The organism is Methylomagnum sp. (genome assembly GCF_054333355.1).
In genome coordinates, this window is sequence record NZ_JBTEKS010000162.1 from 1 (window position 1) to 9,252 (window position 9,252).

The window sequence follows — 9,252 nt, forward strand, 5'->3', positions numbered from 1 at the left end:
TCACCAGAGAATTCCTACCCAACGAAGCCCATTGCCCGACATTCATCAACGCCGATCTCATCGCCGCCGGGCTATCGCCATTCCGCCCGGAGGAGTCAGCCACTCGGGCGGGGCGGTTAATGTTGGAGGAACTCGCCGCCAAGTTTGCCAAGCGGGAGAACTTTGCCTTTGAAACCACACTGAGTGGGTTAGGCTACGCACGACACATTCAAAATTGGCGCAAGGCAGGCTACCGGGTACAACTCGTATTTCTGTCTCTGCGCGATGCGGATTTGGCGGTATCTCGTGTGGCTGTTCGGGTTTCACAGGGCGGGCACAATGTCCCCGAATCGGTGATCCGCCGCCGTTTTGCGGCAGGACTTCATAATTTCCAAACCATTTACCGTGAATTAGCCGGCCAATGGTGGCTCTACGATAATTCGCAGCCGCGACCCGTTTTACTGGATAGAGGATCAAATGATGACCAAACCTGAACGCTCCATCCCGCCCGATGACCCAGACTCTGCCGGTATCGAAGCCGCCCTGCACCGTGCCGCCGAACAAGCGCTCAAACTCGCCCGCCAAACCGGCACGCCGTGCTATGTCATGCGCGACGGCAAAATCGTCGATATAACCGGGACTAGCCAACGCCATAAGCAAAGCCCTGCTCAAATAACCTGAGTTCACTTCAACAATCCAGAGAATCCCCCCATGACATCCCCACTCTTCGCCCCCTACCCCCTCGGCCCCCAAACCCTCAAAAACCGCCTAGTCATGGCCCCCCTCACCCGCTCCCGCGCCGGGCAGCCGGGCAACATCCCCACCCGGTTGAACGCCCACTACTACGCCCAACGGGCCAGCGCCGGGCTGATTATTTCCGAAGCCTCCCAAATTTCCCTGCAAGGCCAGGGCTATGCCTGGACGCCCGGCATCCACACGGCGGAACAAGTGGCGGGCTGGCGGTTGGTGACGGACGCCGTGCACGAGGCGGGCGGGCTGATCTTCAACCAGCTCTGGCACGTCGGGCGCGTATCCCATCCCGCGCTGCAACCGGACGGCCAATTGCCGGTGGCGCCGTCGGCCATCGCGGTGAGCGGCATGGCGTTCGTCACCAACGAGAAGGGCGAGCCGGAATTCGTGCCCCACGTCGCGCCCCGCGCCCTGGCCCTCGAAGAAATGCCGTACATCGTCAAGCAATACGTCCACGGCGCGAAGCACGCCCTCGCCGCCGGATTCGACGGGGTGGAAGTGCATTCCGCCAACGGCTATCTGCTCGACCAATTCCTACAAACCGCCACCAACCACCGCACCGACGCCTACGGCGGCTCCATCGAAAACCGCGCCCGGCTGCTGCTGGAGGTGGTGGAAGCGGTGTGCGAGGTCTGGGGTTCGGCGCAGGTCGGCGTGCGCCTGTCGCCGCTCGGGACATTCGGCGACATGGCCGACGCCGACCCGGAAGCCCTGTTCGGCTACGTGGCCGAGCGGCTGAATGATTTTGGGCTGGCTTATTTGCACCTGGTCGATTCCACCCACGTCGCGGGCAACACCACGCGGGACACGCCGGAACCACGGGCGGCGGCGCTGGTGAAGCTGATCCGCGAGCGCTATCAAGGCACGCTGATCGTTTGCGGCGGCTATGACCAAGCACGGGCCGAAGCCGCGTTGAGCGAGGGGCAAGCCGATTTGGTGGCGTTCGGTCGGCCCTTCATCGCCAACCCCGATTTGCCCGAGCGCCTCCGCGAAAACGCCCCGCTCAACACGCCGGACCCGAACACCTTCTACGGCGGCGGGGCCAAGGGCTATGTGGATTATCCGACGCTCAAACAGGCGCGAGGGGAGGCAGCCACGCCCGATTACGCGGACTTGGAGCGGGCATGAAACTCGCGCTGATCGTCGCGATGGGCGAGAACCGCGTCATCGGCGTGGACAACCGGATGCCCTGGCACCTCTCCGCCGATCTCAAACGCTTCCGCCAAATCACGCTGGGCAAGCCGGTCATCATGGGTCGGCGCACCCATGAATCCATCGGTCGCCCGCTACCGGGACGGAAGAACATCGTGCTGACCACCGACCGGAACTATGCGGCGGCGGGCTGCACGGTGGTCCACGGCTTGGACGAAGCCTTGCGGGAAGCGGTGGGAGACGAGGCGATGGTGATTGGCGGTTCGGCGCTGTATGGGGAATTCCTGCCACGGGCCGAGCGGCTTTATCTGACGCTCATACACCGGGCCTTCGACGGGGACACGTTCTTCCCAGAATTCGACTGGAACGACTGGCGGGAAATGGCGCGGGAGGATGTGGCCGCTGACCCGGACAGCGGGCTGAGTTATAGCTTCCTGGTGTTGGAGCGGATGAGCGCGGCCATGCCGAGCAAATAAGTCCGAGTAATCAAGCGAATGGTTGCGCCGCCGGGGGTGAATATTTCACAGAACTCTCCCCCCTGGTTCGGGCATCCTATGGCTCAACGGACGGGGCGTCACCGACGCCAAACCCGGTTCCGAACTCGCACAGGGGGGAAGTCGGGCGAAGGGCGCCGATAGCGGGCTGTCGTGGCCTTGGCGCTGACATGAGAGTGGCCATGGTTTCAGCCAAGTCACGGCACGATTGGCCTTACCACCCCGGAGGTCAGCCTTCTCGTCGCCATTCGCCCGATCTTCCCCCCGCCTTTTCCAGCAGTTGGATGTGCCCCATCACCATGCCCCGGTCCACCGCCTTGCACATGTCATAAATGGTCAACAAGGCCACTTGCACCGCCGTCAACGCCTCCATCTCAACGCCCGTGGGTCCGGCGGTCTTGACCGTCGCCACGCAACGCACCCGGCTGTGTTCCGGCTGAGGCTCCAGGTCCAGGCTCACATGGGTCAGCGCGATGGGATGGCACAGCGGTATCAGGTCCGCCGTCCTCTTGCTCGCCATGATGCCCGCGATCCGGGCGATGCCCAGCACATCCCCTTTCTTGTGGCCGCCCGCCATGATCATGGCGAGGGTGGCCGGCAGCATGTCGATATAGCCCTCGGCGACGGCGGTGCGCTGGGTGACGGGCTTGTCGCCCACGTCCACCATGTGCGCGGCCCCGGCGTCGTTGAAGTGGGTGAATTGGGTCATCAATGTCGATCGGCGGTTGGGCCGGGACTTAGCCCCGGATCAGGCCGTTCAGCAGTCGGCCCAGGGTTTCGGGATCGACCGGCTTCACCAGATGGTGGTCGAACCCGGCCTCCTTGGAACGCGCCCGGTCGTCCTCCCGGCCATAGCCGGTGATGGCGATCATCAAGACGTCCCGCAGCCCCGGCAGCTCGCGCATCCGCCGCGCCACCTCATAGCCATCCATGCCCGGCAGGCCAATATCGAGCAGCACCACCCTGGGCAGAAATCTGGCGGCTTCGGCCAGGGCGCCCGGCCCGTCGAAGGCGGTGCGGGCGTCGTGGCCGTCCAGCCCGAGCAGCAAAGCCATGCTGTCGGCGGAATCCACATTGTCATCGACCACCAGGATGCGGAACACGGGCGGGCGTGGGGCGGGGTTGGCGGCACCGGAATCCGAGCCAGCCATCGGGGCGTAGTCGGAACGACCGCCGCCGGGAGGGCGTTCTTGGGCGGGGTGGTCAACGCGATCATCCTTAATCGTTATCATCGTCCAGTCCTCTTTTAATGGTATGGAGGGCGAAGCGGACGGCTCTTGCCGCGATTCATGGGCGGAGTGGATTCCACTCGCAAGCCGTCCGTTCCGGGCCGTTTTACCCCACCGCGCACTCTAAAAGCAAGGGCCGTCGGGGTTCTCACTGAATTGCCCGCCCACCCCGCTTCCGGCATCGCGTGAGGCTGCCGGAAGCCGCTGGCTTTGGTGTTTAATTAAGGCGTCCATCAACCACAGCCCTCATCCAGATCATGGCCGACACCATCCAACTATTCGCCTATGGCACCCTGCAAATCCCCGAGGTCATGCGCGCCGTGACCGGGGCGGAATTTCCTTCGCAACCGGCGCGGCTTGAGGGCTATGCGCGTTATCGCCTGAGTGGCCGCGCCTATCCGGGCCTCCGGCGGGAACCCGGCACCCTGGCGGAAGGCTTGCTGTACGGCGGCATCGACGCCGAGGCGCTGCGGCGGCTGGACGCCTTCGAGGATGACTTCTATCGGCGGGAAACCCTGGCCGTGCTGGACACGGGCGGCGGGGCGGTGGCGGCGGAGGTCTATGTGGTTCCCCCGGCGCATTATTCGCTCTTGGTCTATCAGCCCTGGGATTTGGAGGAATTCCGGCGCGCCGCGCTGGCGGGCTTCATGGCCCGCTGCCGGGAGGAGCGCTGAGCTACGGGCATAAAAAACCGCCCGGCCACCTTCCAGCGGCGCGGGCGGTTTTAGTATCTGCTCGGCGTTACGGGGCTTTTTTGCCGGAATAAGCCCGGCTCAGCGTCCATTGATAGGTGCAGGTATTGCTGAAACCGCTGACAGACGCGCTAGCCGTGACCTTGAACGTCGACTTTTCCGAAATATCCAGGGTATTGCCGCTGGTATCTATCAGGCCGGAAAAACTATAGGTCGGTGGGCTGTATTTATATTTCCAGCTTGCGCCACCCGAAGAGCCGCTGCCATTCAATTCTTTCGAGTAATCCTGATAATACTTGGATTGCAGGTAAATCACCGAAGCGTTTTTGTCATCGGGGATCAGGGTTATTTTGCGTCCGCTGATCTTCCAATCGCCGGTGAGATTGGCGGCGGAAAGTGTGTCGCCGGACATCTCGAAGGTCTTGTCGTCATTGAAAGCAATGGTCAATTGCTGGTTTTTTTGTGAAACGGGCGTGATGGTTTTCTTGCCGGTGCCACGACCGCCGACGGCGCAGCTAAACGAATATTTGACATCGTAGGAACCCGTCATATTCCAGACCGTCTCGTCCACGGTCAGTTTTTTCTTCGTCGCCGCCCATGCGCCATTGCTGACAAGTAAGGCCACCCCCAAAGTGCCGATGATTAAGGTTCTTTTCATTGCGCGATTTCTCCAAATACATAGCTTTCAAAAATGGACAGATTCGATACTCGTCTCGATCAGCCAAGGGTCCGGGACGTTTCAATATCGTAATGCCCCTCGAATTATACGCGGATTGATTGAGCCGGACTTTGGGTGGTTGGTCATTTTGGGAAACAGTGCGGCTAGCGAGGGCTTAGGCTATGGCCGTCAATAACTTCCCGAATTCCGTAGGTCGGGCATGTACTCATGCCCGACGCCATCGCTGGAAATGTCGGGCATGGAATACATGCCCGACCTACCCGGCTGATAAAGTGTTTTGGTGGGCATGATGAGTACATATCCACCCCACACCCGTCCTTCAATAGAACAGGAAATCGGGGTCGATGGCCCGCCCCGGTTTTGGATTGGATTCGCGGGACGGCGCCTGATCCAGCCACGCCCGCCAGACGGCTTCGGGAATTTCCGGGAGGACATAATCCCGCTGGCCGGGCACCGGGAAGAATCGGGGCTGGAACGCCCGGCGGGCCATGAGCGCGTCGGCGCTAGGCGTCGCGGCGTCAAAGGCGGCGGTGGAACATGGCAGGATCAACAGGCGGCCGCCCATGAATTCCCCCTCCGTGGCGGTCAGCCGCAATTCGTCCCGCCACACGTCGGCCCCCTCGATCAATGTCCCGTTGGCGTCGCACAAATAGCCGCTCATGGCGATGCCAAGCCGGGCTGTGGCGGCGAAGACCAGCCGTAGCTTAAAGATACAAAGCTCGTCCTGTTGTCTTTCCGGGTATGGCATGGCGTGGTTTGTCCTTCGATGCGCTGGAATGCCTTGCTATTGCAGAAGCACGAAACCCTTACAGATAGTCGGCTTCGGCATAAAAATCCGTGACGGATTTGCCATTTCCGAGAGTTATACTACCCCGTCCTTTAGATTCCGAGCCGCACCAATGGTGGCCTGAGATTAAATAATTAGGGCTTAGGCATTGCGCCCCTTCGACCCCGCTCAGGACAGGTCTCTCAGGGGGCGAGGGGACAAACCGCGTTTTTGCGTAAGCCCTAACAATCTGAGTTTATAGTCAACTGCATAATTCGCCTTTACATGAAAGTATTTGCCGAGATGGCAAGTGTTTGATTGTCCGTCCGAACTTGCTCTCGGTTTTATAGCGGCTTGGTTTTATTGACTATAACTAACGATGGGCGACGGGGGCACGGGAGCCGCTGCGCGACCTTGCCCGGACTTATCCGTCCGTCCAGATCATGGCGCTGGGATGCTCGCCGTAGTCAGCCATCAATTGAGGTTCCCACCCAGTGCCCTGGCCCGTTTCGCCATCCCGCCGCGAATCGCTTGATTCCGTCGCCCTTCCCCCACCATCCCGCCCATGCGATTCGCATTCCCGGAACTGCGGATAGGCTGGGCACCGCTGGCGATAGCCCTCAGCGGACTGCTGCTCAGCCTGCTCCCGCTCAGCGCGGAACTGGAGGGACAGGCGGGGCTGGGCTTGCTGTACGCCCTGCGCGGCCCAGAGACGCCGCCGGACCATGTCGCCATCGTCGGCATCGACCGCGACTCCGCCGTGCGCTTGCAGGCGCCCGACGATCCCCCCGACTGGCCCCGCCAATTGCACGCCCAGATGATCCGCCAAGCCAGCCGGGGCGGCGCCGAACTGGTGGCGTTCAATATTTTCTTCTCCGCCTCGGCCCTGGACCCTGGGGCGGACAAGGCGATGGCCGACGCCATGCGGGAGGCGGGCAACGTGGTGCTGACCGACTACGTCAAGCCCCGCCACGTCCACGCCGGTGTGTACGTCGAATCGGTGGTGGAACCCTCCACCGAAATCGCCGACGCGGCCCTGGCGACAGCGCCCTTCCTGCTGCCGAAGAGTCCCGGCGGCGCCAATGCCTTCCTGACCCATTTCGGCGACGAGGAGAAACGGGCGACCCTGCCGTCCCTGTTGTTCTTCGCGTATTCCCTGCACACCCAGGCCGGCGCCCTTGCCAAATTCGTGCTACCCGCCGACCCCGCCCTGGCCGACCTGATCGCCAACATCGGGCCAAACCCGGGCCAGATGGCGAGATCGGATTACAACGCGCTGGCGAAAGGCTTGGCGGACCAGTGGCACGCCCGCCCCGAGCCGAGCGCCGCCACCAGCCCCGCCCCGGCGGATGACGCGCTCTCCGGCACCTCCCGGCGCTTGCTGCGCTCCCTGGCCCGCACCCTTCAGGGCGACGGCGTCCGCTATTTCAATCATTACGGGCCAGCGCGAACCTTCCCCATCATCCCCTACCACGAACTGGTGCAGCCCGCCCCCGGCGCGCCCGCCGCCGCGCTCAAGGGCAAGCTTCTGCTGGTGGGCTACATGGACGATTTTCAGCCGGAAACCACCGAGGGGACGTTCTACACGCCCTACTCGTCCACCAGCGCCGTGGAACTGGCCGCCACCGCCCTGGCCAATCTGCTGGAAGACAAGTGGGTCCAACCCGCCTTCGCGCCGCCCTACGACGCGCTGTGGCTGCTGGCCTGGGGGGGATTGCTCGGCGTCTTGGCCCAGCGCTTGTCGATCCGGCCCGGCCTGATCCTCATCGCCGCCCTGGGCGCCGCCTATCTGGCGACCGCCTGGCTGTTGTTCCAGGCGCAGGGCGTCTGGCTCTCCATCGCGATTCCCCTGGGCTGGCAAACCTCCCTGGCCCTGATTTTCTCCCTGTCGCTCAACTACCGGCGCGGCGCCCGGCGGGAACAGGCCATGCAGTCGGTCATCCACCGCTTCATCCCGGTGGACGTGTTCAGCCACCTGACCCGCCACCAGGACCACGCCACCCTGCCCAGCTATGGGCGGCTGACCAAGGGGCTGTGCCTCGCCACCGACGCGGGGCGCTACACGGCCCTGGCGGAAACCCTGGAACCCATGGCCCTGGCCCGCCTGATGAACGCCTATTACGGGGCGATCTTCGAGCCGGTGACGCGGCGCGGCGGCTGGGTGTCCGACGTGGTGGGCGACGCCATGCTCGCCATCTGGGTCGCCGACGACGCGGATGACCGCGACCTGCGCCAACAAGCCCTGCACGCCGCCCTGGACATCCTGGAGGCGGTGCGCCGCTTCGAAAAGCAATACGAACTGGTGCTGCCCATCCGCATGGGCCTGCATTTCGGCGACCTGCGCATCGGCTACGTGGGCACCGCCGAGCGCGGCGAGATCCGCGCCGTGGGCGACACCGTCAACACCGCCGCCCGCCTGGAAGCCCTGAACAAGCTGCTGGGTTCGCAAATCCTGGTGTCCGAGTCGGTCTTGGACGGACTTGGTGGCGTCGAGGGCGTCCGCCCCTTGGGCGAATTCCTGCTGGCCGGCAAAACCCGCCCGGTGTCGGTGCTGGAATTGTTTTCCAGGCCCGACGAGCCGTCGCGCTCCGGCGAACTGCTGGCCCGCTTCCGGGAAGCCCTGGCCTTGTTCGGCGAGCAGCGCTGGCCCGAGGCCCACGCCGCGTTCACCCGGCTGGGCCTGCAATTTCCCGAGGACGGGCCCACCCGTTTTTATCTACAGACCTGCCAGAGCTACCTCGCCAACCCAGCCCTGGCTGGCGCGGCCGCCGGCATCACCACCCAGAAACCCGATCCAGCCCGTCTCTTCAACCCATAGCGAGCCAACCATGACCACCCATCGGCGACAAGGCGCCCCCAAGGCCCATTCCACCCCGGCGCATCCCATCCCGTCCCGCCGCACCCAACCGCCGTTCCGGCTGGCGGCGCTGGCCTTGGGACTATGGTCCGGGGGCGGCGCGGCGGACTGCCATGACTGGGTGGCCCGTCTGATTTCCGCCCAGGGTCGGGTGGAAGTGCAAGCTTCGGCGCGGGGCGCTTGGCGGTCGGCGGTCGCCGAGCAGCACTTCTGCCCCGGCGACAAAGTCCGCACCCAGCCCCAGAGCCGGGCATCGGTGCAACTGGCGAACCAGACCTACCTCTCCCTGGACCAGCGCACCACCGTGGTGTTCTCCCATGTGGAGGCGGAGAAACCCTCGTGGATCGACCTGCTGACGGGTGCCCTGTTCGCCCGCAGCCGCACGCCCAAGTCGCTGGATGTCCGCACGCCGTTCATCAACGCCGCCATCAAGGGCACGGAGTTCATGGTGACGGCGGGCGAGGGCCAGGGCGAGGTGACCGTGTTCGAGGGCGAGGTGGAGGCCTCCAACGCCGCCGGCAAGGTGAGGGTGGGCGGTGGCCAGAGCGCCAGCGCCGCGCCGGGGGAAGCGCCCCATGTCGGCTTGGCCCTGCGCCCAGAGGACGCGGTGCAATGGGCGCTGTATTTCCCGCCCTTGTTCGACGCGACGGCGCA

Annotated in this window: 11 protein-coding genes; 7 read left to right on the forward strand and 4 right to left on the reverse strand. The window is 63.9% G+C overall.

Annotated elements, in window-relative coordinates; genetic code table 11:
- The 4 genes from ACXWUF_RS13025 to ACXWUF_RS13040 all read left to right on the forward strand — a co-directional run.
- Positions 1-473 (forward strand): zeta toxin family protein (locus tag ACXWUF_RS13025; protein ID WP_458495100.1); only part of this gene is annotated, 473 nt, incomplete at its 5' end.
- Positions 457-660 carry a hypothetical protein gene (locus ACXWUF_RS13030; RefSeq protein WP_458495101.1) on the forward strand — a complete coding sequence of 68 codons (204 nt, stop codon included), beginning with the start codon at positions 457-459 and terminating at the stop codon, positions 658-660. The genes ACXWUF_RS13025 and ACXWUF_RS13030, both read left to right, overlap by 17 nt.
- A 30-nt stretch (positions 661-690) precedes the next feature.
- The gene (locus ACXWUF_RS13035) at positions 691-1,857 is read left to right on the forward strand and encodes an alkene reductase (RefSeq protein ID WP_458495102.1); all 1,167 of its coding nucleotides are present in this window, start codon (positions 691-693) and stop codon (positions 1,855-1,857) included.
- Positions 1,854-2,357, forward strand: coding sequence for a dihydrofolate reductase (locus ACXWUF_RS13040; RefSeq protein WP_458495103.1), 504 nt, complete (start codon positions 1,854-1,856; stop codon positions 2,355-2,357). The genes ACXWUF_RS13035 and ACXWUF_RS13040 overlap by 4 nt, the downstream gene beginning before the upstream one ends.
- 247 nt (positions 2,358-2,604) lie before the next feature.
- On the opposite strand, the gene moaC is transcribed toward ACXWUF_RS13040, so the two are convergent.
- Together moaC and ACXWUF_RS13050 are read right to left on the reverse strand one after the other, a co-directional pair.
- Positions 2,605-3,084, reverse strand: a complete 480-nt coding sequence (moaC, locus tag ACXWUF_RS13045) for a cyclic pyranopterin monophosphate synthase MoaC (protein ID WP_458495104.1) — start codon at positions 3,082-3,084, stop codon at positions 2,605-2,607.
- A 28-nt stretch (positions 3,085-3,112) separates the two neighbouring features.
- Positions 3,113-3,607, reverse strand: coding sequence for a response regulator (locus ACXWUF_RS13050; RefSeq protein ID WP_458495105.1), 495 nt, complete (start codon positions 3,605-3,607; stop codon positions 3,113-3,115).
- 254 nt (positions 3,608-3,861) lie between these two features.
- Here ACXWUF_RS13050 and ACXWUF_RS13055 point away from each other — a divergent pair, with 254 nt between their 5' ends.
- Positions 3,862-4,278 carry a gamma-glutamylcyclotransferase family protein gene (locus ACXWUF_RS13055; RefSeq protein WP_458495106.1) on the forward strand — a complete coding sequence of 139 codons (417 nt, stop codon included), beginning with the start codon at positions 3,862-3,864 and terminating at the stop codon, positions 4,276-4,278.
- A 67-nt stretch (positions 4,279-4,345) separates the two neighbouring features.
- Here ACXWUF_RS13055 and ACXWUF_RS13060 read toward each other — a convergent pair whose 3' ends face one another.
- Both ACXWUF_RS13060 and ACXWUF_RS13065 read right to left on the reverse strand, forming a co-directional pair.
- On the reverse strand, positions 4,346-4,954 hold the full coding sequence (locus tag ACXWUF_RS13060; protein ID WP_458495107.1) for a lipocalin family protein: 609 nt from the start codon (positions 4,952-4,954) through the stop codon (positions 4,346-4,348).
- 340 nt (positions 4,955-5,294) lie between these two features.
- Positions 5,295-5,723, reverse strand: a complete 429-nt coding sequence (locus tag ACXWUF_RS13065) for a hypothetical protein (protein WP_458495108.1) — start codon at positions 5,721-5,723, stop codon at positions 5,295-5,297.
- 583 nt (positions 5,724-6,306) lie between these two features.
- Here ACXWUF_RS13065 and ACXWUF_RS13070 point away from each other — a divergent pair.
- Positions 6,307-8,559 (forward strand): CHASE2 domain-containing protein, encoded by a 2,253-nt coding sequence (locus tag ACXWUF_RS13070; RefSeq protein ID WP_458495109.1) that lies wholly within the window; start codon positions 6,307-6,309, stop codon positions 8,557-8,559.
- Between the two features lie 10 nt (positions 8,560-8,569).
- Positions 8,570-9,252, forward strand: a 683-nt coding sequence (locus ACXWUF_RS13075) for a FecR family protein (protein ID WP_458495110.1), incomplete at its 3' end; no start/stop codon positions are given.

Coding starts and splice junctions, on each gene's coding strand:
- ACXWUF_RS13030 (WP_458495101.1), top strand. CDS start 457: ATGATGACCAAACCTGAACGCTCCATCCCGCCCGATGACCCAGACTCT.
- ACXWUF_RS13035 (WP_458495102.1), top strand. CDS start 691: ATGACATCCCCACTCTTCGCCCCCTACCCCCTCGGCCCCCAAACCCTC.
- ACXWUF_RS13040 (WP_458495103.1), top strand. CDS start 1,854: ATGAAACTCGCGCTGATCGTCGCGATGGGCGAGAACCGCGTCATCGGC.
- moaC (WP_458495104.1), bottom strand. CDS start 3,084: ATGACCCAATTCACCCACTTCAACGACGCCGGGGCCGCGCACATGGTG.
- ACXWUF_RS13050 (WP_458495105.1), bottom strand. CDS start 3,607: ATGATAACGATTAAGGATGATCGCGTTGACCACCCCGCCCAAGAACGC.
- ACXWUF_RS13055 (WP_458495106.1), top strand. CDS start 3,862: ATGGCCGACACCATCCAACTATTCGCCTATGGCACCCTGCAAATCCCC.
- ACXWUF_RS13060 (WP_458495107.1), bottom strand. CDS start 4,954: ATGAAAAGAACCTTAATCATCGGCACTTTGGGGGTGGCCTTACTTGTC.
- ACXWUF_RS13065 (WP_458495108.1), bottom strand. CDS start 5,723: ATGCCATACCCGGAAAGACAACAGGACGAGCTTTGTATCTTTAAGCTA.
- ACXWUF_RS13070 (WP_458495109.1), top strand. CDS start 6,307: ATGCGATTCGCATTCCCGGAACTGCGGATAGGCTGGGCACCGCTGGCG.